Raw genomic sequence first — 24,844 nt, 5'->3', positions numbered from 1 at the left:
CAGACAATTTTGAACATTCTTACGTGGGGCGCTAAACCATCGCGCGCCCCGCTCATCAATCGTTAAATCACCAGCATCAGCGCCAGCACCACCACGGCACCGACGCTCATCGACGCGATATACCAGCGCAGATAGCCGTTCTCACTTACCACCAGACCTTTATTACCGATGCGCGACAGCAGCGCCGGCAGGTTCATCAGGGAGTTGAGCGGATCGCGCTGCAGCAGCCAGGCAATGCCAAGGTACGGTTTAACAAATACCTTGTCGTACAGCCAGTCGAAGCCCCAGGCCGCGAACCACCAGGTGCCGAAGAAACGGCCCGGCGCGCTGTTGGCGATGCGGGTGACCAGCTGACGTTTGCCCAGCCACAGCGCGGCGGCAATCAGAATACCGATAATCGCCACGGCACCCGAGGTGATTTCCAGCGCCACTTTGCCGGTTTCACCAAACTCGTTCTGTGGCAGCACGCCCGCCAGCGGAGGCGTAATCAGCGCGCCAACGAAGGTCGAGAGCACCAGCAGCACAATCAGCGGCAGGTGATGCGTAATGCCTTTACCGGCATGCGCATGAATTTTCTCTTCACCGTGGAACACGATGAAGATCATGCGGAAGGTGTAGATTGAGGTAAGGAATGCACCCACCAGACCGGCGACCATCAGATTGATGTGACCGTTAGCCAGCGCACCGAACAGAATCTCGTCCTTACTGTAGAAGCCGGCGGTAATCAGCGGCAGTGCAGCCAGCGCGGCACCGCCCACCAGGAAGCAGACATACACCAGCGGGATGCTCTTACGCAGACCGCCCATTTTGAAAATGTTCTGCTCGTGATGACAGGCCAGAATCACGGAACCGGAGGAGAGGAACAGCAGCGCCTTGAAGAACGCATGGGTCATCAGGTGGAAAATAGCGGCGTCCCACGCCTGTACGCCCAGCGCCAGGAACATATAGCCGATCTGACTCATGGTGGAGTAAGCCAGCACGCGTTTGATGTCGGTCTGCACCAGCGCGGCGAAGCCCGCCAGCACCAGCGTAATCGCACCAACAATACCCACCAGATGCAGCACTTCCGGCGTCAGCAGGAACAGACCGTGGGTGCGGGCAATCAGATAGACGCCTGCAGTTACCATGGTGGCAGCGTGGATCAGCGCGGAGACCGGCGTCGGACCGGCCATCGCATCGGCCAGCCACGTCTGCAACGGCAGCTGTGCCGATTTACCCACGGCACCGCCCAGCAGCATCAGCGTCGCCCACTGCAGCATGTGGTTGTCCGCCGCGAAGTGCGCCGGGGCCAGCTCCATCAGCTCACGGAAGTTCAGCGTACCCAGTTCGTTGTAGAGAATGAACAACGCAAAGGCGAGGAACACGTCACCGACACGGGTGATGATGAAGGCTTTCATCGCCGCTTTGCCGTTTTCCGGATTGCTGTAGTAGAAGCCAATCAGCAGGTAGGAACACAGCCCTACCCCTTCCCAGCCCAGGTACATCAGCATCAGGTTATCGGCCAGCACCAGCACCACCATGCTCGCGATGAACAGGTTAGTGTAAGCGAAGAAGCGTGAATAGCCCTCTTCACCGCGCATGTACCAGGAAGCGAACATGTGGATGAAGAAGCCGACGCCGGTAACCACCGACAGCATGGTCAGCGACAGACCGTCCAGCACCAGGTTCACTTTGATGTCAAAGTTACCGACGTGTATCCAGGTCCACAGCGCCTGGGTAAACGGCTGCTGACCCTGGCTGAAGAAGTCCATGCCCACAAATACGGTGGTCAGCGCCGCAAGGCCCACTGACCCCATCCCCACCGCAGCCGACAGGTTCTCCGACCAGCGACCACGGGAAAACGCCAATAGCAGGAAGCCAATCAGCGGAAATAATACGGTTAAATAGAGAAGATTCATCCGCGCATCTCGCTCACTGTGTCAATGTTCAGCGTCTGACGACGACGATAGAGCTGGAGCAGCAGCGCCAGACCAATACTGGCTTCCGCCGCCGCGAGGCTGATTGCCAGGATGTACATCACCTGGCCGTCGGCTTGTCCCCAGTAGCTGCCTGCCACCACCAGCGCCAGCGCCGCGGCGTTGATCATGATCTCCAGACCGATCAGCATAAACAGCAGGTTGCGGCGCAGTACCAGCGAGGTCAGGCCGAGAACAAACAGCACAGCAGCCAGAATCAGGCCGTGTTGTAACGGGATCATGCGTGCTCCTCCTTATTGGCCGCCGCGTCTGACACGCGGTTGCTCAGCACTTCGCCCTGACGATCTTCACGTCCGATATGGAACGCCACCACCAGACCGGCCAGCAGCAGCATTGACGCCAGCTCAACCGCCAGAACATACGGGCCAAACAGACTGATGCCCACCGCTTTGGCATCGATGACGGTGCCATCAATACCCTGGTCGGTTGCGGTCAGGATGGCGTAGATCATCACCACCAGCAGCAGCAGCGAGACAATGCCCGGACCGATCCACAGCGACGGCTTCAGCCATTCGCGCTCCTGATCCTGCTGGGTTTTACCCAGGTTGAGCATCATCACCACGAACACAAACAGCACCATGATGGCACCGGCATAGACGATGATCTCCAGCGCACCGGCAAAATAGGCACCCATGGAGAAGAACACGCCGGCAATCGACAGCAGCGAAACAATCAGGTACAGCAGCGCATGTACCGGATTGGTGTGGGTGATGACGCGCAATGTCGTCAGCACCGCCACCAGTCCGCAAAGATAAAACGCAAATTCCATACCTGGCTCCTTAAGGTAATAAGCCTTTAACGTCGATCGGTTTGGCTTCGTTTTCCGCGTCGCCTTTGTCTTTACCGTCGATCGCCATACCTGCCATGCGGTAGAAGTTGTACTCCGGATATTTACCCGGGCCGGAAATCAGCAGGTCTTCCTTCTCATACACCAGATCCTGACGCTTGAACTCACCGAGTTCGAAGTCCGGCGTCAGCTGAATCGCGGTGGTCGGGCACGCTTCTTCACATAAACCACAGAAGATGCAGCGCGAGAAGTTGATGCGGAAAAATTCCGGATACCAGCGGCCATCCTGCATCTCCGCTTTCTGCAGCGAAATACAGCCGACCGGGCAGGCAACGGCGCACAGGTTACAGGCCACGCAGCGCTCTTCGCCGTCCGGATCGCGCGTCAGCACGATACGGCCACGGTAGCGCGGCGGCAGATAAACCGGCTCTTCCGGATACATCTGGGTTTCGCGCTTGGCGAAGGCATGCATGCCAATCATCCAGATACTGCGCACTGTCGTGCCGAAGCCAACGACAATATCTTTTAAAGTCATCTCAAAACCCCTTACTGCGCGTTGTACAGAATCACTGCGGCAGTGGCCAGCAGGTTCAATAACGTCAACGGCAGACATACTTTCCAGCCGAACGACAGCACCTGGTCATAGCGTGGACGCGGCAGCGCAGCACGAATCAGGATAAACATCACCATAAAGAACGCCGTTTTCAGGGCGAACCAGATGAACGGCGGCAGGAACGGACCGTGCCAGCCACCGAAGAACAGGGTGACGATCAGCGCCGATACGGTAGTAATGGCCACGTACTCACCGACAAAGAACAGGCCGAACTTCATCCCGGCATATTCGATGTGGTAACCGTCGGCCAGTTCCTGCTCCGCTTCCGGCTGGTCAAACGGATGACGGTGGCATACCGCGACACCGGCAATACAGAAGGTCACGAAGCCAAAGAACTGCGGGATGATGTTCCACAGGTGCGTCTGGCTCTCAACGATGGCGTTCAGGTTAAAGGAACCCGCCTGCGCCACCACGCCCATCAGTGACAGGCCGAGGAACACTTCATAGCTCAGGGTCTGCGCGGAGGCACGCATTGCACCGAGCAGCGAGTATTTGTTGTTACTCGACCAGCCCGCGAACAGTACGGCGTATACCGCCAGACCCGCCATCATCAGGAAGAACAGCAGACCGATGTTCAGATCGGTGACCATCCAGCTCGGCGAAACCGGCACAATCGCAAACGCCAGCAGCAGCGAAACGAAGGCGATGACCGGTGCCAGGGTAAAGATGAAGCGATCGGTAAACGGCGGAACCCAGTCCTCTTTAAAGAACATTTTGATCATGTCCGCTGCCAGCTGCAGCGAGCCGCCCCAGCCTACGCGGTTCGGTCCATAACGGTTCTGCCACAGGCCGAGCAGACGACGCTCGGCAAAGCTCATGAAGGCACCACAGGCCACCACCACCAACAGGATCACAATGGCTTTCACCACCTGCAGGATGATGTCAATAACGTCCGGTGTCAGCCAGCTCATTGCGCTGCCTCCTGCAGTTTGTCAATTTGCGCACCCGCGAGGAACGGCGGTACACCCGGCATGCCGAGCGGCAGACCCACCTGCCCCGCCTGCAGTGCCGCAGAGAAGCGCACCGGCAGACGCAGCGTTTCACCGGCGCAAACCAGCTCCACGGACGCACCGTTATTAACGCCCAGCTTCTCAGCATCTGCCGGGTTGATCACCAGCGTGGCCGCTGCCATGCGTTTCTGGAAGGTTGGCGAACGCTGAGTCATCTCTTCACTACCAAACAGCTGATAGTAAGGTGCCACGCGATACTGACTGCCGCCCACGAAGCGTGCCGGAACCTGGCTGAACCAGTCCAGTGCACTTTCGCTGGCTTCAAACAGACGCACGCCCGGATCGCCATGACGCAGTTTACCGCCCACTTCCGCCTGGAACTTGTTCCACGCCTGCGGTGAGTTCCAGCCTGGTGCCCAGGCAAAAGGAATCTGCGAACGCGGTGCCGACGGCTGGTTGTTACCTTCCATGGAGAAGGCAAACATAGTGTCTTTATCCTGCGGCTGACGCGGTTCGTGCACGCTGATGTTGGCGCGCGCGGCGGTACGGCCACTGGCACGATGCGGTGAACGCGCCAGTTTCTGACCACGGATGCGGAAGCTGGCGTCCGGCGCCGCGTCCTTAATCCCTTTCAGCTGCGGCAGCGCCACAATCGCGGCATCAATCACGTGATCGAGCTGCGTCCAGTCAATCTGGCGGCTCTCTACAGCGCTGTGCAGCGAATGCAGCCAGCGCCAGCTCTCCAGCATCACCACGCTATCGTCGTAATAGGCCGGATCGTAAACCTGGAAGAAGCGCTGGGCGCGACCTTCATGGTTGATGGAGGTGCCGTCGCTCTCGGCAAAGCTGGCGGTGGAGAGCACCAGACCGGCTTTCTCCAGCGTGGCGGTACGTTGATGGTCAACCACAATCACGTGCGCGGTGTTGTGCAGTGCCGCATCGACGGTGGCTTTCGGCGCGTGACGGTAGAGATCGTTCTCCAGCACCACCAGCGCTTCCGCTTCGCCTTTATCCAGCTGCTCCAGCGCGCTGTCCAGCGACTGGCCGCCCATCAGGCCGAGACCAAAGCTGTTGGCCGCGCCGGCGAGGAGGGTGATACCCACGTCGGCACCGCGCGCTTTTAGCGCTTTAGCTACGTTGGCTGCCGCTTCAATCATTGCCGTGCTGCCCGAGTGGGTGCCGGAAATGATCAGCGGTTTTTTCGCGCCGGCCAGCGCCTGTACCACCACGTCCAGCTTGCCGTTCAGGCTGCTGTCAAAGTCGCTAACCGCCGGTGCGCTGTCATCCAGCGCGTGCGCGATGGCGAAGCCCAGGCGTGCCTGATCTTCCACCGGTGCGCGATAGCTCCACGCGGCGATATCATCGAGGCGGGTTTCATCAACGTTAGTGACAAACAGCGGATGTTTGGCGTGCTGACCAATGTTGAGGATGGCGGCGATCTGCCAGTCCGCGACTTTCTGAGCGGCGGCCATTTCGCGTGCTTTGCCTTTAACGGCCTGACGCACCGACAGCGCCACGCGGGCACCGACCTGAGTCAGGTCTTCACCCAGCACCAGCACGGCGTCATAGCTTTCAATTTCACGCAGCGATGGCGTGTAGATGCCGCCCTGCTGCAGCACTTTCAGCATCAGCTCAACCCGCGCCTGCTCAGCTGCCGGCATACCGGTTGAGAAGTTTTCTGCGCCCACCAGTTCGCGCAGCGCGAAGTTGCTTTCGATACTGGCGCGTGGCGAACCGATACCGATCACCTTCTTCGCCTGACGCAGGATATCCGCGGCGGCATTAACCGCCTGCTCTGCGTTCAGCGTGATGCGGTCGCTACCGCGCAGCTGTTCCGGATGACGCGGACGATCTTTACGGTTTACGTAGCCATAGCCGAAACGGCCACGGTCGCACAGGAAGTAGTGGTTCACCGATCCGTTGTAGCGGTTTTCGATACGACGCAGCTCGCCATAGCGCTCGCCCGGGCTGGTGTTACAACCCACGCTGCACTGCTGGCAGATGCTGGGCGCAAACTGCATATCCCACTTACGGTTATAGCGTTCAGAGTGGGTTTTATCGGTGAACACGCCGGTCGGGCAGATTTCTACCAGGTTACCGGAGAATTCGCTCTCCAGCGTGCCATCTTCCGGACGGCCAAAGTAGACGTTGTCATGCGCGCCGTACACGCCAAGATCTTTGCCATCGGCGTAATCTTTGTAGTAGCGCACGCAGCGGTAACAGGCGATACAGCGGTTCATCTCATGCGAGATAAACGGCCCGAGATCCTGATTCTGATGGGTACGCTTGGTAAAACGGTAGCGACGGAAGCTGTGTCCCGTCATTACCGTCATATCCTGCAGGTGACAGTTACCGCCCTCTTCGCACACCGGACAGTCATGCGGGTGGTTGGTCATCAGCCACTCCACCACGCTTTCACGAAACTCTTTCGCTTCGCCATCGTCGATGGAGATAAAGGTGCCGTCAGACGCAGGCGTCATGCAGGACATGACGAGGCGCCCACGGGTATCTTCGGCATTCTGGAATTGCTTTACCGCGCACTGGCGGCAGGCTCCCACGCTTCCCAGCGCCGGATGCCAGCAAAAATAAGGAATATCAAGGCCCAGAGACAGACACGCCTGCAGCAGGTTGTCCGCTCCGTTCACATCATATTCTTTACCGTCTACATGGATTGTAGCCATAGTGAACATGCTTCCGTAAGGCTCGTCCGCAGACGAGCGTTAAACATCTAATTCCTGCCCCGCAGCCTCAGGCCCGGGCGATTCCGTGTACGACGGCGGCTTACCAGCGCGCTTTCAGCAGGTTAGGCTGAATCCCGCCAATGGCGCGGGTATTGCCAAACACCTGCGGCGCAATGCCGGCTTCAAACTCGTCACGGAAATATTTAATCGCGCTCTGCAGTGGCTCAACGGCACCCGGTGCGTGGGCGCAGAACGTCTTGCCCGGACCGAGCTGGCGGCACAGCTGCAGCAGGGTTTCGATATCCCCCGGCTGGCCTTTTTTCTGCTCCAGTGCACGCAGGATCTTCACGCTCCACGGCAGACCGTCACGGCACGGCGTACACCAGCCGCACGACTCGCGCGCAAAGAACTCTTCGAGGTTGCGTACCAGCGACACCATATTGATTTCGTGGTCGACCGCCATCGCCAGCGCGGTACCCAGACGGCTGCCAGCTTTGCCGATGCTGGCAAATTCCATCGGCAGGTCGAGGTGCTGCTCGGTCAGGAAGTCGGTACCGGCTCCGCCCGGCTGCCAGGCTTTGAACTTCAGGCCATCGCGCATTCCGCCGGCATAATCCTCGAGGATTTCACGCGCAGTGGTACCAAACGGCAGCTCCCACACGCCCGGATTTTTCACCCGGCCGGAGAAGCCCATCATCTTGGTGCCAGTGTCTTCGCTGCTGGAGATGTTTTTGTACCACTCCACGCCATTCAGGAAGATTGCCGGCACGTTCGACAGCGTCTCAACGTTGTTGACGCAGGTCGGTTTGCCCCAGACGCCGGCACTGGCCGGGAACGGCGGCTTGGAACGCGGGTTAGCCCGGCGCCCTTCCAGCGAATTGATCAGCGCGGTCTCTTCGCCGCAGATATAGCGGCCGGCACCGGTGTGAACAAACAGTTCGAAATCGAAGCCGGTACCAAGAATGTTTTTACCGAGATAGCCCGCGGCAGTGGCTTCGGCGATGGCTCGACGCAGGTTTTCCGCGGCTTCGATGTATTCACCGCGCAGGAAGATATAGCCACGGTAGGCTTTCAGCGCAAACGCACTGATCAGCATGCCTTCCACCAGCTGGTGCGGCAACTGCTCCATCAGCAGGCGGTCTTTATAAGTGCCTGGTTCCATCTCATCGGCGTTACACAGCAGGTAACGGATGTTCATGGATTCATCTTTGGGCATCAGGCTCCACTTCAGACCGGTGCTGAAGCCCGCACCGCCGCGCCCTTTCAGGCCGGAATCCTTCACCGCGGCGACGATCTCGTCCTGGCTCATGCCCTTCAGCGCTTTATCGGCGCCAACGTAGCCGTTTCTACTGCGGTATTCATCGAACCATACTGGCTGTTTGTCGTCACGCAGACGCCAGGTCAGCGGATGGGTCTCCGCAGTACGAATGATCTGTTTAATGGTCATTGATACTGCTCCAGCAGGTTGGCGATGCCTTCCGGCGTCAGGTGAACGTGGGTATCTTCATCCACCATCATGGTCGGGCCTTTGTCACAGTTGCCGAGGCAGCAGGTTGGCAGCAGCGTAAAGCGGCCATCCGGCGTGGTTTGTCCCGGCTTAATGTTCAGGTTTTGCTCCAGCGCCGCCTGAATGCCCTGGTAACCGGTGATGTGGCACACCACGCTGTCGCAGTAGCGAATCACGTGGCGGCCAACCGGCGTACGGTAGATCTGGCTGTAAAACGTCGCCACACCTTCAACGTCGCTGGCCGGAATGCCCAGTACCTCAGCAATCGCGTTGATGGCACCGTCCGGCACCCAGCCGCGCTGCTTCTGCACGATCTTCAGCGCTTCAATCGACGCCGCGCGCGCATCTTCATAGTGATGTTTTTCATGCTCAATAGCGTGGTGCTCGGCCTCGCTCAGCACAAAGACCTCAGTCGGGTCGATGGTTTGAATGGCAATTTTTTGATCGTGCATAATTAGCGGTCCACGTCTGACATAACAAAATCGATACTACCGAGGTACACGATCAGGTCGGATACCAGGCTGCCGCGGATCACCGAAGGGATCTGCTGCAGATGCGGGAAGCTCGGCGTACGCACGCGGGTGCGGTAGCTCATGGTGCTGCCATCGCTGGTCAGGTAGTAGCTGTTGATCCCTTTCGTCGCTTCAATCATCTGGAACGATTCGTTGGCCGGCATTACCGGGCCCCACGAAACCTGCAGGAAGTGCGTGATCAGGGTTTCAATGTGCTGCAGCGTGCGCTCTTTCGGTGGCGGCGTGGTCAGCGGATGATCGGCCTTGAACGGACCTTCCGGCATGTTCTTCAGGCACTGCTCAAGGATACGCAGCGACTGCCACATCTCTTCCATCTTCAGCTGCACGCGGGTGTAAGCGTCGCTGATACCGGCACCGACCGGCACCTCGAAGTCGAAGTTTTCATAGCCGGAGTAGGGACGCCATTTACGCACGTCGAAGTCCAGACCGGTGGCACGCAGACCGGCACCGGTGGTGCCCCACGCCAGCGCTTCGTCCATGTTATAAGCGGCCACGCCCTGCGAACGGCCCATCAGCACGGTGTTGCGCAGCGCAGCTTTGTCGTACTCTTTCAGACGCTTCGGCATCCAGTCGAGGAACTCGCGCAGCAGACGTTCCCAGCCTTTCGGCAGATCGTGCGCCACACCGCCGATGCGGAACCACGCCGGGTGCATACGGAAACCGGTGATCGCTTCCACCACGTCATAAATTTTCTGACGGTCGGTAAAGGCAAAGAACACCGGCGTCATGGCACCGACGTCCTGAATAAAGGTGGAGATGTACAGCAGGTGGCTGTTGATACGGAACAGCTCTGACAGCATCACGCGAATTACATTCACGCGATCCGGTACGGTGATGCCTGCCAGCTTTTCCACCGCCAGCACGTAAGGCATTTCGTTTACGCAACCGCCGAGGTACTCGATACGGTCGGTATACGGAATATAGCTGTGCCACGACTGACGCTCGCCCATCTTCTCCGCGCCGCGATGGTGGTAACCCACGTCCGGCACGCAGTCGACGATCTCTTCGCCATCCAGCTGCAGAATGATGCGGAACGCACCGTGCGCTGAAGGGTGGTTCGGACCGAGGTTGAGGAACATGAAGTCCTCATTGGTGGTGCCACGCTTCATGCCCCAGTCTTCCGGCTTGAAGGTCAGTGACTCCATCTCCAGATCTTCTTTCTGCTTAGTCAGCGTGAAAGGATCGAACTCGGTGGCGCGCGCCGGGTAGTCTTTACGCAGCGGGTGCCCTTCCCAGGTCTGCGGCATCATGATGCGCGTCAGGTGCGGGTGGCCGTTGAAGGTGATACCAAACATCTCCCAGGTTTCGCGCTCATACCAGTTGGCGTTAGCGAAAATTTTGGTGATGGTGGGCACATTCAGATCGTTTTCAGACAGCGCCACCTTGAGCATGATGTCGCGGTTGCGTTCAATCGACAGCAGGTGATAGAAAACGGAAAAATCCGCGGCGGGCAGACCGGCGCGGTGGGTACGTAAACGCTCATCGAAACCGTGCAGGTCATAGAGCATGACGTACGGCTTCGGCAGCTTACGCAGGAATTCAATGATTTCCAGTAGCTGTTCACGCTTCACCCAAACGACCGGAATGCCGGTGCGGGTGGCCTGAACGGTAAAGGCATCCGGCCCAAAACGGTTACGCAGCTCGCCGATCACCGGATCATCCAGGTGATCCCGGGTTTGCCATGCAGGCTGAGCGAGATCTTGCGTGGTTAAATCTGTCATACGTTACTCACCATTCCGGCCTGTAATCAGGCACTCAAAAGAAGGCGTCAGGATGGCGGCACACACTACGTTGTCATTATCTGCTGCGGCCGTGGCTCCATCCGTGTACGGGGTGCTTAAACTTCGTCTGGGGTTCTCAGGTTGGTGACGGCAATACGCTCACCACGCTTTCTTTCACGCTCAGACTGCATATTGGCGCGATACACGCCCTGATCGCCAACCACCCACGAGAGCGGACGACGTTCTTTGCCGATGGACTCACGCAGCAGCAGCAACGCCTGCATGTAAGCTTCCGGACGTGGCGGACAACCCGGGATATACACATCAACCGGCAGGAATTTATCCACACCCTGCACCACCGAATAGATGTCATACATGCCGCCGGAATTGGCGCAGGCCCCCATCGAAATCACCCATTTTGGTTCCAGCATCTGATCATACAAACGCTGAATCACCGGCGCCATTTTGGTAAACGGCGTACCGGCGATCACCATAAAGTCAGCCTGACGTGGCGAGGCGCGCATTACTTCCGCACCGAAACGCGCCACATCATGTACTGCGGTGAATGACGTGGTCATTTCCACGTAGCAACAGGAAAGGCCGAAGTTATACGGCCAGAGAGAGTTTTTACGACCCCAGTTCACCATGTCATGCAGGGCGTGTTCGAGCTTGCCCATATAGACGCTGCGATGAACGTGCTGCTCCAGAGGATCGGTAACAATCTCCTGTTTCTGCAGGGGATAACGGTCGTTATCGCCCCCGTTCGGGTCTACGCGTGTCAGCGTGTAGTCCATCTTATTGCCTCGCTTTTACTGCTTATGAGGGTTGGTGTGACTGTGGCTGACCGGGCTCGATTTGACGACTACGCGACGACGCGCAGGCGCCCAATCCAGCGCACCGATGCGCACCAGATAAACCAGGCCTGCCAGGAGCACCAAAATGAAAATTGCGGCTTCGACAAAGCCGACCCAGCCGCTTTCGCGAATGGAGGTCGACCATGCGTATAGATAGAGGGCTTCGACGTCGAAAATGACGAAAAACATCGCAACCAGATAGAATTTTGCCGAGAGGCGGATATGGGTATCACCGACGGATTCGATACCGGATTCAAACGGCGTGTCTTTGTGGCGCGCGCGTGCACGTCCACCTAACAACCAGCCTCCGGTTAACATAAAGGCACACAGGCCAAACGCGATAACAATGAAAACAATAAACGCCCAGTGATGAGCGATGACTTCTGTGGTTGTTGACATACTCTTTGCTTACTCATCAAAAGTGGCGATGGCATCCTGCACTGTCGCAGCAAACACACCACATCGATTCAAGGGAAGGATAAAAAACCTTATAAACTTTGCTGTCTTTATCAATTAAGCAGCAATTTTATGGGGTTTTTTACTCCTTTCTATAACCTTTTGTCAACTTTGACAAAAGTATCCAAACATTAATTTACACCCGCATCATATTATTAACATATGCACCCCTGAGCGCCAGCTAAATCGCTTCAGTTTGTACGGTTAATTTCAGTGTAGCGGGTATTCACATGCATGGATCGTGCGTTTAACAATCATAGTTTGACAGGTCTTGCGCGGATTTCCCCCCCCTTATCGGGGGTATTTTTTTGATCCAGAACACATATTGACGTTTTTTGCTGGAAAAACCGGCAGGCGGTCTGACGAAAGACGGAGATAAAGTTGGCACGAAATGATAAATAAATTCCGCGCAGGATGAAAATGAAACACATTTCACTTTTCAGGAAGTTAGTGAAATTATCAGGTGCTAATCGTGCTAAAAAAGCGGAAATAACCGCCATAAAAAAAGCCTTAGCTGATTTTCGTCAGGCTAAGGCTCTTTTCTCTAACTTTTAACAATTATCTGGCATGCCGGTTGTGCCGGATTACCAGTAACGGTCAACCTTACTCTTCATCATCCAGCAGCAGCGTACCGTCCGGATTCGCGCTCAGATTGTAAGGATCGTTAGTGGACTGCATCGCGTTGAAGATGGCCAGTGCCAGCTCATTATCGCTGTCCGGATTACGGCACAGCAGATATTGCGTATCCGGCAGCACCGGCAGGCCTTCTGCCGCCCCCATCACGCGCAGCTCCGGGCTCATCATTTCAACCGGACGCGCGGTGACACCCAGCCCCGCTTTTACCGCCGCACGTACCGCCGCCAGCGTGGAAGCCACGTAGGAGATACGCCACGGGATACCCGCTTCGTTGAGATGATCGATCGCCATGTCACGGTACGGACTTGGCTCATCCAGCAGCACCAGCGGAATGGCTTCACCGCGCTGGAAAATATAGTCTGCCGCGCAGTACCACAGCGTTGGCGAGGTGCGCAGCACCTGGTAGGTGAAGTTACCCGGACTGGAGGTGGTCACCACCAGATCCACTTCGCCCTGGTTCAGCATCTCCATCATAAACGGATTACGCTTCACGCGGACGTCGATTGCCAGTTTCGGATACACTGACGTTACGCGATTAAGCAGAAACGGCAGAATGGTATCAGAGGTATCGTCAGACGCGCCAATCGTCAGCACGCCCTGGATATTGCTGTACATTAAAGAAGTGCAGGCTTCATCGTTGAAACGCAGGATCTTCCTGGCGTAGCCAAGCAGCTGAATGCCATGCTCAGTCAGCAATTTGTTACGTCCATGTCTGGCAAACAGCTCTTTACCTACCAATTGTTCCAGACGTTGCATCTGCTGGCTTACGGCTGATTGCGTTCTGCATACTGCTGCAGCGGCGGCTGCAAAGGTATTCAGGTCAGCAACGGCGACAAAAGTACGCAGCAGATCGAGGTCGAGATTCAGTATCGGACGATTTGCATTAGTCATGTTATTTCTTCACTTATAAGATTTTTTGAAACTACTACCCTGGTGTATTACCATACTTATCAAAGAGATAAGTGGTAATGGTGCTTAATGATCGCCCTGTGTGAAGGCGCTCATGAAAAAATCGAGTCAGGCGGATGCCGACGAACACATCACCGCAAAACGGGCAATGGCGTCGTAAAAGTCAGAACAACTTCCTGGGCCAGGGACGTCAGTAGAACGTTGCTGGAAGCTGTGTAGTTGCCTGGTTTCCCGCCAAACTGTCTTGCGGGGCAAAAAGGAATAACATCTTGTTATGCTGATGCGAAGCGATAAAGTGCATCAAATAATAAATTATACTTAATCATTTTTACGCTATAAATGGAAATGTTTTTGTTCAAAACATCGTAATTTTTGACCAAAAGCCATTTCCGGCACATCCTGCCACAACGCTGCTGATTTTTTAACCCGCCTGGTTCTTAAACTGAATGATAAGCGTTAAAGTGACAGCGTAAATGCTATTTAAGCCGCTGCCACGCGGTTTTATCCCCGGCTGACGGGGCCTGGTTTCAACCGCCTGGCAAAGCAAATAACCGTCGTCATCGCCTCATGCCAGATAGTGCTTAATCATTGCTGCACATTTTTTCGGCATCTAACAAGATTCCTTTAACTATTTCATCAAGTCGCTAACCATTCCTCAGACCGCAGTTAAATGAAAAATTGCTGAATGGCGCGGCGCGCGGCTGGATATCCCGGTTTACAGGCGACCCGATCAGCGCAAGCATTTAATGTTGACTCCTGCCATTTTAATAGATAATTAAACCAGTTTTAATAGTTAAAAATGCGTTTCACGCCACTGAATCCGGCAAAGCTTGGCTATCGCGCCAAAACCCAGCGCTGCCCTTCTTTTGTTACGGTGAGAGGAGTAAATTGAGCAGGTTTGATTTTAGTGGCAGGTTAAAAGGACTCTGCCCATTAAGGCGGTAACGATGAATTTTCAAATTGATAAATCCGGCAAGCTGGAAAATGTCTGTTACGACATTCGTGGCCCGGTACTGAAAGAAGCTAAACGTCTCGAAGAAGAAGGCAACAAAGTTCTCAAACTCAACATCGGCAACCCTGCCCCGTTTGGTTTTGAAGCCCCTGATGAAATCCTGGTAGACGTGATTCGTAACCTACCGAGCGCGCAAGGCTATTGCGACTCGAAAGGTCTCTATTCAGCACGTAAAGCCATCATGCAGCACTACCAGGCGCGCGACATGCGCGACGTTACGGTAGAAGATATCTATATTGGCAACGGTGTGTCTGAACTGATCGTGCAGGCGATGCAGGCGCTGCTCAATAGCGGCGATGAGATGCTGGTGCCCGCGCCAGATTATCCGCTGTGGACGGCGGCGGTTTCGCTGTCGAGCGGCAAAGCGGTGCACTATCTGTGCGACGAATCCGCGGGCTGGTTCCCGGATCTGGATGATATCCGCAGCAAAATCTCACCGCGTACCCGCGGGATCGTGATCATCAACCCCAACAACCCGACCGGTGCGGTGTACAGCAAAGAGCTGCTGCTGGAGATCGTGGAGATCGCCCGCCAGCATAACCTGATCATCTTCGCCGACGAGATCTACGACAAGATTCTGTATGACGAAGCCCAGCATCATTCGATTGCCGCGCTGGCACCGGATCTGCTGACCGTGACCTTCAACGGGCTGTCCAAAACCTACCGCGTGGCCGGTTTCCGCCAGGGCTGGATGGTACTGAACGGACCGAAGAAGCACGCCAAAGGCTATATCGAAGGTCTGGAGATGCTGGCCTCGATGCGTCTGTGCGCTAACGTGCCAGCGCAGCATGCCATTCAGACTGCGCTGGGCGGCTATCAAAGCATCAGCGAGTTTATCGCGCCGGGTGGACGGCTGTTCGAGCAGCGCCAGCGCGCCTGGGAACTGATCAACGATATTCCCGGCGTCAGCTGCGTGAAGCCGCAGGGCGCGCTCTATATGTTCCCGCGCATCGATGCGAAGAAATTCAACATCATGGACGACCAGAAAATGGTGCTGGATTTCCTGCTGCAGGAAAAAGTGCTGCTGGTGCAGGGCACCGCCTTTAACTGGCCGTGGCCGGATCACGTGCGCATCGTTACCCTGCCGCGCGTGGACGACCTCGAGATGGCCATCAACAAGTTTGGTCGCTTCCTGCAAGGCTATCGCCAGTAATCTGTGACGCGTATACTGTTTGACTTTCGGGGAGCCGCACAAGCTCCCCGCCGTGCAACAGGAACCGTCCATGACCCGTAGCCACTTTTTCGCCCACCTCTCCCGCCTGAAACTCATCAACCGCTGGCCGCTGATGCGCAATGTGCGCACGGAAAATGTCTCCGAGCACAGTCTGCAGGTCGCCATGGTGGCGCACGCGCTGGCCATCATTAAAAACAAAAAATTTAACGGCAATCTGAATGCCGATCGCATCGCCATGCTGGCGCTGTATCACGATGCCAGCGAAGTGCTGACCGGCGATCTGCCCACGCCGGTGAAGTACTACAACGCGCAGATTGCCCATGAATACAAGAAGATCGAAAAGATTGCGCAGCACAAGCTGATTGAGATGCTGCCACCTGAGTTGCAGGACGCGTATCGTCCGCTGCTGGATGAGCACCTGCATAGCGAGAGCGAGCAGGCGGTGGTAAAACAGGCTGATGCGCTGTGCGCCTACCTCAAGTGCCTTGAAGAACTGTCGGCCGGCAACAACGAGTTTCTGCTGGCCAAAGCCCGTCTGGAGAAGACGCTGGCGCAGCGGCGATCGCCGGAGATGGATTACTTCGTTGAAGTCTTCATCCCCAGCTTCAGCCTGTCGCTGGATGAAATTTCCCAGGATACGCCGCTGTAACCTGCGCCGCTCAGCGTGGGCTGTTTCAGGCGCGGAGCGTCACGCTGAAGTAACCGTCCAGCTGTTTACTGATGTGCAGCGGCTGCAGATTTTCCACCTGCAGCGCCACTTCACTCAGGCGTGGCGCATCGGCCGGCGGATTGACCGCCACCACCGCGCTGCCCGCTTCCAGCCCGGCGATAATGCCCGCCGGGGCATCTTCCACCACCACGCATTCTGGCGCAGAAAGCCCGAGCCGCTCAGCGCCCAGCAAATAAGGTTCAGGATTGGGCTTACCGAATTTAATGTCCTCGGCGGTAATAAACACCTCCGGCAGCGGTAAACCGGCCGCTTTGTGACGGGCATGCGCCACCGGGATCGATCCCGAGGTCACAATCGCCCAGGGAATGTCGAGTGCGTTCAGGGTAGCCAGCAACGCGTGTGCACCGGCAATCGCCTGCACGCCTGCCGTGTCTTCTGCTTCCAGCTGCTCCAGCCAGCGAAATTCAGCCTGGATCGCTGCTTCAGACTGGCCCGCCATAAAGTGGCGCAGCGAGTTGATCGCCGGTTTGCCGTGAATGTAGTCCAGCACCTGCTGCGCGGCCAGGCCGTGGCGCGCGCCCCAGCTTGACCAGGCGCGATTCACGGCCGGCAGTGAATCCACCAGCGTCCCGTCTAAATCAAACAGAAAACCCCTGTACTTCACACGTTGCTCCTTATTCAGGCATTGAGGATTTGCGCGATCTCATTCTCGCTGAGGTGATACTGACGCGGACAAGTGTGCCACACCGCCAGCATGCGTTGGTATTTTTCCCACATCGGGGTTTGCGCATTGAAGCCGTGGGTGCCGGAATCGAAATGGGTATAGCGCCCTTCCACGTTAACCATAAAGCGCACATAGCCGAGGTAACGCGCTTCGGTGGCCGCGTCGAAGCCGAGAAACGCCAGGCGACGCTCTTCAATGTTGCACGGCGCTTTGTGATTGGACCAGGAAACATGCAGCGCATGATGCATTTCCATAATGTCGATCAGCGTACGGCAGGTCGCCTCGCTCAGCTCGCCGAACTCTTTGTCCAGCTCGCGCAATTGCAGTCCATAGCCGCGTTCAATAATGGTCTGATAGCGGCGATAGCGCTCGGCGTTATCCGGCTCAAGCATCGCCATTATCTGGTATTGATTAGAAAGAATCAGTCGCTGTGCATGGGTCATTTCCATGGTTTACTCCCGGGCCGCAGGGCCGCTTAAGATTTAAACAATGCAGAAATGATTACACAACGAAAGCGATGCGTGTATGTCCGCATCACTATTCTTTGATTTGAACCGGGATTGGGCGCAAATTCTCTGGCAGAGAAAAGCGCCATTTGATCAAAGATCGTCGAGGAAAGTACGGTCGAGCTGCTTAAAAGCACGCTTGAGCACATCCGCCAGCGCCTGGTAAGTCGGCTTGCCGTCGACGGGGGCGATGGCCTGTCCGGCCTCTTCCAGTTTGGCGCGCACTTCATGGAACCAGTGCAGCAGCGTTGGCGGCAGCGGCGTGACGGAACGTTTACCCAGCCACCATAATCCCTGCATTGGCAGGCTACAGGCAAACAGCGCTGTGGCAATGGCCGGGCCGAGCTGCCCGCCAAGCGCGATTTGCCACGTCAGCGTAAAAATGGCCAGCGGTGGCATAAAGCGAATCGCAAAGCGGGTTGCCGTCACCACACGGTTCTCAGGAAACACCGGCGCCAGACGTTTGTCGGCGGGCCAGGTTTTCATGTAGTGCTGGCCGCGCTGAAATAAGCCGAACCAGCCTGGATTGCCTGCGTCATTCGCCATGGTAGACCTCAACTATTACTGCAATATTTAAAAAAATTTTATAACTACACAACTTTACGTGACATCCTTCAAAAGTTTTTGTCTTTGCGGGTCACAGTGGGTATTCTGACGCCGTTTTTGCAACATTACCGGAAGCCGCAGCGCAATAAAAGAGCGCGCTGGAGCCATGTTTCGCTTCGTGGATTTCAAAAATCTGCGTAAAATTACCGAAATTTTTTGCGTGTCGTTTCTTTTTTGACTAGCGCATGATGTTAATCATTAATCTACCAGCTTTCATAGGCTACGCTGTTAGTCTGATTGCGTTATTTTTAGCCACTATTTGACAAAATAGGTACTTCCATGTCGACGAAGTTAGTACTGGTCCTCAACTGCGGCAGCTCCTCTCTTAAGTTTGCCATTCTCAATCCAGCCAGCGGTGACGAATACCTTTCCGGTCTGGCGGAGTGTTTCCACCTGCCGGAAGCGCGCATCAAGTGGAAACTGGACGGCAGCAAACAGGAAGCCCCGCTCGGCGCGGGCGCAGCGCACAGCGAAGCGCTGAACTTCATCGTTAAAACTATTCTGGCACAAAAACCAGAGCTTTCGGCACAAATCGCTGCAATCGGCCATCGTATCGTTCACGGCGGCGAGCAGTTGACGCAATCGGTGGTGATTGACGAGTCCGTCATTCAGGGCATCAAAGACGCGTCATCCTTCGCGCCACTGCACAATCCGGCGCACCTGATCGGTATCGACGAAGCGATGAAAAACTTCCCGCACCTGTCGGATAAAAATGTCGCCGTTTTCGACACCGCCTTCCATCAGACTATGCCGGAAGAGTCCTATCTCTATGCCCTGCCGTACAACCTGTATAAAGAGCACGGCGTGCGCCGCTACGGCGCGCACGGCACCAGTCACTACTATGTGACGCAGGAAGCCGCCAAAATGCTGAACAAGCCGGTCAGCGAGCTGAACATCATCACCTGCCATCTCGGCAACGGCGGTTCTGTGGCGGCCATCCGTAACGGCCAGTGCGTGGATACCTCAATGGGTCTGACGCCGCTGGAAGGTCTGGTGATGGGCACCCGCAGCGGTGACATCGATCCGGCTATCGTCTTCTTCCTGCACGATACGCTGGGCATGAGCGTGGATGCGATCAACAAACTGCTGACCAAAGAGTCCGGCCTGCTCGGCCTGACCGAAGTCACCAGCGACTGCCGTTACGTGGAAGATAACTACGCCACCAAAGACGATGCCAAACGCGCGATGGATGTGTTCTGTCACCGCCTGGCGAAGTACATCGGCAGCTACACCGCGCTGATGGAAGGCCGTCTGGATGCGGTGGTGTTTACCGGCGGTATCGGTGAAAACGCGGCGATGGTGCGTGAGCTGGCGCTGGACAAACTGGGTCTGCTTGGCTTCGAGGTTGACCACGAGCGCAACCTGGCTGCACGCTTCGGCAAATCCGGCTTCATCAATAAAGAGGGTACCCGCCCGGCGGTGGTGATTCCAACCAATGAAGAGTGGGTCATCGCCCAGGACGCCGCGCGCCTCACCGCGTAATGTTTCTCTCCGTCAGCTTCGGCTGACGGTGTTGTTTTTGACACCCTGTAACACCGCGAGGTTTCTATAGTGTCACGTACAATTATGCTTATTCCTACCGGCACCAGCGTCGGCCTGACCAGCGTCAGCCTTGGCGTGATTCGTGCCATGGAGCGCAAAGGCGTGCGCCTGAGCGTGTTCAAACCGATCGCCCAGCCGCGCGCTGGCGGCGATGCGCCAGACCAGACCACCACCATCATTCGCAAAAACTCCGCGATTCCGGCCGCGGTTCCGCTGCCGATGTCCCGCGTTGAGTCGCTGCTGGGTTCTAACCAGCAGGATGTGCTGATGGAAGAGATCATCGCCAACTACCACGCCAACGCCAAAGATGCGGAAGTGGTGCTGGTGGAAGGCCTGGTTCCGACGCGCAAACATCAGTTTGCCTCGGCGCTGAACTATGAAATTGCCAAAACGCTGAACGCGGAGATCGTCTTCGTCATGTCGCTGGGTAACGACTCACCGGCACAGCTGAAAGAGCGCATCGAACTGACGCAGAGCAGCTTCGGCGGCAGCAAAAACAAAAACATCACCGGCGTCATCATCAACAAACTCAACGCGCCAGTGGATGAGCAGGGCCGTACCCGTCCGGATCTGTCAGAAATTTTCGACGACTCCTCGAAAGCCAGCATCGCCAACATCGATCCTAAGCAACTGTTCGCCAACAGCCCGCTGCCGGTGCTGGGCTGCGTGCCGTGGAGCTTTGATCTGATCGCGACGCGCGCCATTGATATGTGCCGCCATCTCAACGCGGAGATCATCAACGAAGGTGAAATCCACACGCGTCGCGTCAAATCCGTCACCTTCTGCGCGCGCAGCATCCCGCATATGCTGGAGCACTTCCGTCCGGGCTCGCTGCTGGTGACCTCAGCCGACCGTCCTGACGTGCTGGTGGCGGCCTGTCTGGCGGCGATGAACGGCATCGAAATTGGTGCGGTGCTGCTGACCGGCGGCTATCAGATTGAAGCGCCGATTGCCCGTCTGTGCGAACGCGCCTTCCAGACCGGCCTGCCGGTGTTCATGGTAAAAACCAACACGTGGCAAACCTCGCTCAGCCTGCAGAGCTTTAACCTGGAAGTGCCGGCTGACGACACGCAGCGCATCGAAAAAGTGCAGGAGTATGTGGCCGGCTTTATCAATGCTGACTGGGTTGAATCACTGACCGCCACATCCGAACGCAGCCGTCGTCTGTCACCGCCGGCATTCCGCTATCAGCTCACCGAACTGGCGCGTAAAGCCGGCAAGCGCATCGTCCTGCCGGAAGGCGACGAACCGCGTACCGTTAAAGCGGCGGCGATTTGTGCCGAGCGCGGCATCGCCACCTGTGTGCTGCTGGGCAATCCGGATGAGATTCAGCGCGTGGCCGCAGCGCAGGGCGTTGAGCTCGGCAAAGGCATTGAAATTGTCGATCCGCAGGTGGTGCGTGACAACTACGTGCCGCGCCTGGTTGAGCTGCGTAAGAGCAAAGGCATGACCGAAGTGGTCGCGCAGGAGCAGCTGGAAGATAACGTGGTGCTGGGCACCATGATGCTGGAAAGCGGCGAAGTTGACGGTCTGGTCTCGGGCGCGGTTCACACCACCGCCAACACCATTCGTCCGCCGTTGCAGCTGATCAAAACCGCGCCGAACAGCTCGCTGGTCTCCTCGGTGTTCTTCATGCTGCTGCCAGAGCAGGTGCTGGTGTACGGCGACTGCGCCATCAACCCGGATCCTAATCCGGAACAGCTGGCCGAGATCGCGATTCAGTCCGCCGACTCCGCCAAAGCCTTCGGCATCGATCCACGCGTAGCGATGATCTCCTACTCTACCGGTAACTCCGGTGCCGGTAGTGACGTAGAGAAAGTGCGTGAAGCAACGCGCATTGCGCAGGAAAAACGCCCGGATCTGGTGATCGACGGCCCGCTGCAGTACGACGCCGCGATCATGGAAGACGTCGCCAAGTCTAAAGCGCCGAACTCAGCGGTGGCCGGACGTGCGACAGTATTTATCTTCCCGGATCTCAACACCGGTAACACCACTTACAAAGCGGTGCAGCGTTCTGCCGACCTGATCTCCATCGGGCCAATGCTGCAGGGCATGCGCAAACCGGTTAACGACCTGTCACGTGGTGCGCTGGTCGATGATATCGTCTACACCATTGCGCTGACGGCGATTCAGTCGCAGCAGGCTGAAGGCTAATCCCCTTCCCCGCTCCGCATCAGCACGCCCGCCCGGGCGTGCTTTTTTTTATCCTGCGCCACAACCCTGCCCGTATAAACGCACTGGCAAAATCCCGCCTGCGCGCTAACACTGATTACACTCTCCCGCGACTTACGAGGTCAGCAATGAGCAACAGTGATGTGCACAGCCGTCGGTTACAGGCCACGCCGCGTGGTGTGGGCGTGATGTGTGATTTCTTTGCGGCGAAAGCCGAAAACGCCACGCTGTGGGACCAGCAGGGGCGGGAATATATTGATTTCGCCGCCGGCATTGCGGTGCTCAATACCGGACACCGGCATCCCAAAGTGCTGGCGGCGGTACAGCAGCAGCTGACGTGCTTCACCCATACCGCGTTTCAAATCGTGCCCTATGAGAACTACATTCACCTTGCGGAGCGTCTGAATGCGCTGGTGCCGATTGAAGGCGCCGTGAAAACCACTTTCTTCTCTACCGGCGCCGAGGCGGTTGAGAACGCGGTGAAAATCGCGCGCGCAGCCACCGGCCGCCCGGGGATTATCGCCTTCAGCGGCGCGTTCCACGGTCGCACCAATATGACCATGGCGCTGACCGGCAAAGTGCTGCCTTACAAAACCGGCTTCGGCCCGTTTGCCAGCCCGGTGTTTCACGCGCGTTACCCCAATGCGCTGCATAACGTCAGCGTGCATGATGCGCTCGACAGTCTGGAGACGATTTTCCGCAGCGATATCGCGCCACAGCAGGTGGCGGCCATCATCTTTGAACCGGTTCAGGGCGAAGGCGGATTCTATGTCGCACCGCCAGAGTTTGTGACGGCGCTGCGCCAGCTGTGCGATCGCCACGGCATCCTGCTGATCGCCGATGAAGTACAGAGCGGTTTTGCGCGCACCGGCAGGCTGTTTGCCAGCGAATATTATGAGGTGCAGCCGGATCTGATCACACTGGCGAAAAGTCTGGCAGGCGGGTTTCCGCTGTCGGCGGTGAGCGGCCGGGCCGCGGTGATGGATGCACCGGAGCCGGGCGGTCTGGGCGGCACTTATGCTGGCCATCCGCCGGCAATTGCCGCCGCGCATGCGGTGCTGGATATTATCAGTGAGGAAAACTTGTGCGAGCGTGCGCAATGGCTCGGTACGCAGCTGGCGGAAGCGTTGAACGGCGCCGGATGCCGTGCGCTGGCCGAGGTACGCGGTTATGGCTCGATGATGGCGGCGGAATTCCATGACGCCAGCGGCCGGCCCTCGGCGGAGATCGCCAAAGCGATTCAGCAGCAGGCGCTGGCCGAAGGATTGATCCTGCTGACCTGCGGCGTGCACAGCAACGTGATCCGCTTTCTTTATCCGCTAACCATTCCGGACGCCCAGTTCAGTACGGCGCTGAACATTCTCACCCGCATTCTCAGCCAGCATTAAACACAAAAGGCACCCTTGGGGTGCCTTTCTGTGGAAGCGCAGGAATCAGGCTTCGCTGCTTTGCTTACTGCGCACCGCGTCACTGTTGCGGCTCAGCCACAGCGACAGGGCTTTGAGTGAATCATCGGTGAATTCATCACAGCGGGCGGTGATCTCTTCCGGCGTCATCCAGAACACTTCATCCACTTCCTCTTCCTGCATGGCAAACGGACCGTGCGACACGCAGCTGAACAGCCCACCCCATACGCGGCAGTGCTGATCTTCGAAGTAGAATTTGCCGTGCTCGGCGAACGGAACATCAGCGATGCCGAGCTCCTCTTCCGCTTCACGACGGGCGGATTCCAGCAGGTCTTCACCGCTTTGCACTACGCCACCCGCAGTGGCATCCAGCATACCCGGCATGAAATCTTTGCTCTCAGTACGGCGTTGCACCAGAATCTTGCCCATGCCGTCGTGCACCACAATATAGGTAGCGCGATGGCGCAGACATTGCGCACGCATCTGCGCACGGCTGGCCTGCGCAATCACTTCGTTTTCTTCGCTAACGATATCCACCCACTCGATACCGTCACCTGCCGTTTGATCCACCATCCGGTAACCCTTTCTCTGTTTTCGGCGTGCCCAGCACGCGCCTGTTTGCGATGCTTTATTAGAATGAGCGCTAAGGTAAAGCGTTCTTTTCGTCGCCGCAAGGTTTTAGCGTGCTTTACCCGACTCGGCCAGCCACAGCTGCACCGAGGCGCGCTGCCACTGGAATTCTGCATAGTGCTGCAGCTTCACCGGCAGCGGATCGCCGTGCAGCGCCAGCCGGTTAATCATCACCGCCAGGTCGGTGTCGGCAATCGACCACTCGCCAAACAGGTTCTGTTGGCCATCCGGCAGCAGGCGCTGCACCGCGGCAATCAGTTTACTGGCGGCCTGTTCGCCAGCGGGCGTGAGCGGAGCAAAGCGTTCAGCAGCAAACAGCACTTCAGTGGGTCGCTCCGTGCGCAGCGCCAGTAAATCGCTGCGCAGCCACGCCTGCACTTCGCGCGCGTGAGCACGTTTTTCGCGATCGCGCGGATAGAGGCGCTCAAACTCCGGCGCCGGAAAACGCTCTTCGAGATATTCGGCGATGGCCGAGGATTCATTCAGGCTGACATCATCAATTTGCAGCGTGGGCACACGGCAGGTCAGCGACAGGCCGCGGTATTCCTCGTCAAGCTGTGCATTGCGCGACAGGTCAACGCGCCTGACGGTAAAGGGAATGCCCTTCTCGGTAAGCGCAACATAAACTGACATGGCATACGGGCTAAAAAAACAGGAGTCGGACCACAAGGTAATGGCGGGATAGTTCATCAGCTGCCTCGGCTAAGCGTCAGGTGTGCATCATGTTTACCGATTTTTGCCGGCTAAGGCAATGGCGCGCTGGTCCGATGTTTTGCCGC

22 protein-coding genes and 1 pseudogene are annotated in these 24,844 nt (G+C 57.0%); 6 read left to right on the top strand and 17 right to left on the bottom strand.

Annotation, left to right across the window (positions count from 1 at the left end; translation table 11 throughout):
• Positions 1 to 62: 62 nt before the first annotated feature.
• The 11 genes and pseudogenes from nuoL to H7K56_RS11785 all read right to left on the bottom strand — a co-directional run bounded on the left by nuoL (position 63) and on the right by H7K56_RS11785 (position 12,021).
• Positions 63 to 1,898 (bottom strand): NADH-quinone oxidoreductase subunit L, encoded by a 1,836-nt coding sequence (nuoL, locus tag H7K56_RS11835; RefSeq protein ID WP_058758439.1) that lies wholly within the window; start codon positions 1,896 to 1,898, stop codon positions 63 to 65.
• A complete protein-coding gene (gene nuoK / locus H7K56_RS11830) occupies positions 1,895 to 2,197 on the bottom strand; it encodes an NADH-quinone oxidoreductase subunit NuoK (protein WP_013509877.1) in 303 nt (100 codons plus the stop codon). The genes nuoL and nuoK overlap by 4 nt, the downstream gene beginning before the upstream one ends.
• Positions 2,194 to 2,745 (bottom strand): NADH-quinone oxidoreductase subunit J, encoded by a 552-nt coding sequence (gene nuoJ / locus H7K56_RS11825; RefSeq protein ID WP_021509221.1) that lies wholly within the window; start codon positions 2,743 to 2,745, stop codon positions 2,194 to 2,196. The genes nuoK and nuoJ overlap by 4 nt, the downstream gene beginning before the upstream one ends.
• Before the next feature lie 10 nt (positions 2,746 to 2,755).
• Positions 2,756 to 3,298, bottom strand: coding sequence for an NADH-quinone oxidoreductase subunit NuoI (gene nuoI, locus H7K56_RS11820; RefSeq protein WP_021509220.1), 543 nt, complete (start codon positions 3,296 to 3,298; stop codon positions 2,756 to 2,758).
• An 11-nt stretch (positions 3,299 to 3,309) separates the two neighbouring features.
• Positions 3,310 to 4,287 (bottom strand): NADH-quinone oxidoreductase subunit NuoH, encoded by a 978-nt coding sequence (gene nuoH, locus H7K56_RS11815; RefSeq protein WP_021509219.1) that lies wholly within the window; start codon positions 4,285 to 4,287, stop codon positions 3,310 to 3,312.
• Positions 4,284 to 7,007 carry an NADH-quinone oxidoreductase subunit NuoG gene (nuoG, locus tag H7K56_RS11810; protein WP_150361331.1) on the bottom strand — a complete coding sequence of 908 codons (2,724 nt, stop codon included), beginning with the start codon at positions 7,005 to 7,007 and terminating at the stop codon, positions 4,284 to 4,286. The genes nuoH and nuoG overlap by 4 nt, the downstream gene beginning before the upstream one ends.
• A gap of 100 nt (positions 7,008 to 7,107) precedes the next feature.
• Positions 7,108 to 8,448, bottom strand: a complete 1,341-nt coding sequence (gene nuoF, locus H7K56_RS11805; RefSeq protein WP_182689024.1) for an NADH-quinone oxidoreductase subunit NuoF — start codon at positions 8,446 to 8,448, stop codon at positions 7,108 to 7,110.
• Positions 8,449 to 8,450: 2 nt separating this feature from the next.
• Positions 8,451 to 8,994 (bottom strand): annotated as a pseudogene (gene nuoE, locus H7K56_RS11800) (NADH-quinone oxidoreductase subunit NuoE).
• On the bottom strand, positions 8,969 to 10,768 hold the full coding sequence (gene nuoC, locus H7K56_RS11795; protein WP_031280036.1) for an NADH-quinone oxidoreductase subunit C/D: 1,800 nt from the start codon (positions 10,766 to 10,768) through the stop codon (positions 8,969 to 8,971). Before nuoC ends, nuoE begins: the two are co-directional and overlap by 26 nt.
• A gap of 116 nt (positions 10,769 to 10,884) precedes the next feature.
• Positions 10,885 to 11,562, bottom strand: a complete 678-nt coding sequence (locus H7K56_RS11790) for a NuoB/complex I 20 kDa subunit family protein (protein ID WP_021509214.1) — start codon at positions 11,560 to 11,562, stop codon at positions 10,885 to 10,887.
• A gap of 15 nt (positions 11,563 to 11,577) precedes the next feature.
• Complete coding sequence (locus H7K56_RS11785; RefSeq protein ID WP_021509213.1) at positions 11,578 to 12,021, bottom strand: NADH-quinone oxidoreductase subunit A; 444 nt, start codon at positions 12,019 to 12,021, stop codon at positions 11,578 to 11,580.
• A 477-nt stretch (positions 12,022 to 12,498) separates the two neighbouring features.
• On the opposite strand from H7K56_RS11785, the gene H7K56_RS23395 reads away from it, so the two are divergent.
• Positions 12,499 to 12,633, top strand: a complete 135-nt coding sequence (locus tag H7K56_RS23395) for a hypothetical protein (protein ID WP_259395400.1) — start codon at positions 12,499 to 12,501, stop codon at positions 12,631 to 12,633.
• A 48-nt stretch (positions 12,634 to 12,681) separates the two neighbouring features.
• On the opposite strand, the gene lrhA is transcribed toward H7K56_RS23395, so the two are convergent.
• A complete protein-coding gene (lrhA, locus tag H7K56_RS11780) occupies positions 12,682 to 13,605 on the bottom strand; it encodes a transcriptional regulator LrhA (RefSeq protein ID WP_021509211.1) in 924 nt (307 codons plus the stop codon).
• Between the two features lie 965 nt (positions 13,606 to 14,570).
• Here lrhA and H7K56_RS11775 point away from each other — a divergent pair.
• Positions 14,571 to 15,788, top strand: a complete 1,218-nt coding sequence (locus H7K56_RS11775; protein ID WP_150361334.1) for a pyridoxal phosphate-dependent aminotransferase — start codon at positions 14,571 to 14,573, stop codon at positions 15,786 to 15,788.
• Between the two features lie 70 nt (positions 15,789 to 15,858).
• Complete coding sequence (gene yfbR, locus H7K56_RS11770) at positions 15,859 to 16,458, top strand: 5'-deoxynucleotidase (protein WP_021509207.1); 600 nt, start codon at positions 15,859 to 15,861, stop codon at positions 16,456 to 16,458.
• A gap of 25 nt (positions 16,459 to 16,483) precedes the next feature.
• Here the strand turns inward: yfbR and H7K56_RS11765 are convergent, their stop codons facing one another.
• The 3 genes from H7K56_RS11765 to yfbV all read right to left on the bottom strand — a co-directional run bounded on the left by H7K56_RS11765 (position 16,484) and on the right by yfbV (position 18,255).
• Entirely contained in the window at positions 16,484 to 17,143 is a 660-nt protein-coding gene (locus H7K56_RS11765) for a sugar phosphatase (protein ID WP_150361336.1), read from the bottom strand.
• 14 nt (positions 17,144 to 17,157) lie between these two features.
• Positions 17,158 to 17,652, bottom strand: coding sequence for a YfbU family protein (locus H7K56_RS11760; protein ID WP_150361338.1), 495 nt, complete (start codon positions 17,650 to 17,652; stop codon positions 17,158 to 17,160).
• Between the two features lie 150 nt (positions 17,653 to 17,802).
• A complete protein-coding gene (yfbV, locus tag H7K56_RS11755; RefSeq protein ID WP_021509204.1) occupies positions 17,803 to 18,255 on the bottom strand; it encodes a terminus macrodomain insulation protein YfbV in 453 nt (150 codons plus the stop codon).
• A gap of 339 nt (positions 18,256 to 18,594) precedes the next feature.
• Here yfbV and ackA point away from each other — a divergent pair, with 339 nt between their 5' ends.
• The 3 genes from ackA to H7K56_RS11740 all read left to right on the top strand — a co-directional run bounded on the left by ackA (position 18,595) and on the right by H7K56_RS11740 (position 23,417).
• The gene (gene ackA, locus H7K56_RS11750; RefSeq protein WP_021509203.1) at positions 18,595 to 19,797 is read left to right on the top strand and encodes an acetate kinase; all 1,203 of its coding nucleotides are present in this window, start codon (positions 18,595 to 18,597) and stop codon (positions 19,795 to 19,797) included.
• Positions 19,798 to 19,866: 69 nt separating this feature from the next.
• Entirely contained in the window at positions 19,867 to 22,011 is a 2,145-nt protein-coding gene (gene pta, locus H7K56_RS11745) for a phosphate acetyltransferase (RefSeq protein ID WP_176428128.1), read from the top strand.
• A 146-nt stretch (positions 22,012 to 22,157) separates the two neighbouring features.
• A complete protein-coding gene (locus H7K56_RS11740) occupies positions 22,158 to 23,417 on the top strand; it encodes a 4-aminobutyrate--2-oxoglutarate transaminase (RefSeq protein WP_058769908.1) in 1,260 nt (419 codons plus the stop codon).
• Between the two features lie 45 nt (positions 23,418 to 23,462).
• Here the strand turns inward: H7K56_RS11740 and yfcD are convergent, their stop codons facing one another.
• Both yfcD and yfcF read right to left on the bottom strand, forming a co-directional pair.
• Entirely contained in the window at positions 23,463 to 24,008 is a 546-nt protein-coding gene (yfcD, locus tag H7K56_RS11735) for an NUDIX hydrolase YfcD (RefSeq protein ID WP_021509200.1), read from the bottom strand.
• 105 nt (positions 24,009 to 24,113) lie between these two features.
• A complete protein-coding gene (gene yfcF, locus H7K56_RS11730; RefSeq protein ID WP_058758433.1) occupies positions 24,114 to 24,755 on the bottom strand; it encodes a glutathione transferase in 642 nt (213 codons plus the stop codon).
• Positions 24,756 to 24,844 lie beyond the last annotated feature (89 nt).

The sequence above is a fragment of the Pantoea dispersa genome (assembly GCF_014155765.1).
Taxonomy (GTDB): domain Bacteria; phylum Pseudomonadota; class Gammaproteobacteria; order Enterobacterales; family Enterobacteriaceae; genus Pantoea; species Pantoea dispersa.
Note: the sequence above shows the minus strand (reverse complement) of the source record. Positions and strands in the feature narration are given on the sequence as shown.

Excerpts from the sequence above, each read along its gene's own strand:
- nuoL (WP_058758439.1), bottom strand. The coding sequence starts at position 1,898 with ATGAATCTTCTCTATTTAACCGTATTATTTCCGCTGATTGGCTTCCTG.
- nuoK (WP_013509877.1), bottom strand. The coding sequence starts at position 2,197 with ATGATCCCGTTACAACACGGCCTGATTCTGGCTGCTGTGCTGTTTGTT.
- nuoJ (WP_021509221.1), bottom strand. The coding sequence starts at position 2,745 with ATGGAATTTGCGTTTTATCTTTGCGGACTGGTGGCGGTGCTGACGACA.
- nuoI (WP_021509220.1), bottom strand. The coding sequence starts at position 3,298 with ATGACTTTAAAAGATATTGTCGTTGGCTTCGGCACGACAGTGCGCAGT.
- nuoH (WP_021509219.1), bottom strand. The coding sequence starts at position 4,287 with ATGAGCTGGCTGACACCGGACGTTATTGACATCATCCTGCAGGTGGTG.
- nuoG (WP_150361331.1), bottom strand. The coding sequence starts at position 7,007 with ATGGCTACAATCCATGTAGACGGTAAAGAATATGATGTGAACGGAGCG.
- nuoC (WP_031280036.1), bottom strand. The coding sequence starts at position 10,768 with ATGACAGATTTAACCACGCAAGATCTCGCTCAGCCTGCATGGCAAACC.
- H7K56_RS11790 (WP_021509214.1), bottom strand. The coding sequence starts at position 11,562 with ATGGACTACACGCTGACACGCGTAGACCCGAACGGGGGCGATAACGAC.
- H7K56_RS11785 (WP_021509213.1), bottom strand. The coding sequence starts at position 12,021 with ATGTCAACAACCACAGAAGTCATCGCTCATCACTGGGCGTTTATTGTT.
- H7K56_RS23395 (WP_259395400.1), top strand. The coding sequence starts at position 12,499 with ATGAAACACATTTCACTTTTCAGGAAGTTAGTGAAATTATCAGGTGCT.
- lrhA (WP_021509211.1), bottom strand. The coding sequence starts at position 13,605 with ATGACTAATGCAAATCGTCCGATACTGAATCTCGACCTCGATCTGCTG.
- H7K56_RS11775 (WP_150361334.1), top strand. The coding sequence starts at position 14,571 with ATGAATTTTCAAATTGATAAATCCGGCAAGCTGGAAAATGTCTGTTAC.
- yfbR (WP_021509207.1), top strand. The coding sequence starts at position 15,859 with ATGACCCGTAGCCACTTTTTCGCCCACCTCTCCCGCCTGAAACTCATC.
- H7K56_RS11760 (WP_150361338.1), bottom strand. The coding sequence starts at position 17,652 with ATGGAAATGACCCATGCACAGCGACTGATTCTTTCTAATCAATACCAG.
- yfbV (WP_021509204.1), bottom strand. The coding sequence starts at position 18,255 with ATGGCGAATGACGCAGGCAATCCAGGCTGGTTCGGCTTATTTCAGCGC.
- ackA (WP_021509203.1), top strand. The coding sequence starts at position 18,595 with ATGTCGACGAAGTTAGTACTGGTCCTCAACTGCGGCAGCTCCTCTCTT.
- H7K56_RS11740 (WP_058769908.1), top strand. The coding sequence starts at position 22,158 with ATGAGCAACAGTGATGTGCACAGCCGTCGGTTACAGGCCACGCCGCGT.
- yfcD (WP_021509200.1), bottom strand. The coding sequence starts at position 24,008 with ATGGTGGATCAAACGGCAGGTGACGGTATCGAGTGGGTGGATATCGTT.
- yfcF (WP_058758433.1), bottom strand. The coding sequence starts at position 24,755 with ATGAACTATCCCGCCATTACCTTGTGGTCCGACTCCTGTTTTTTTAGC.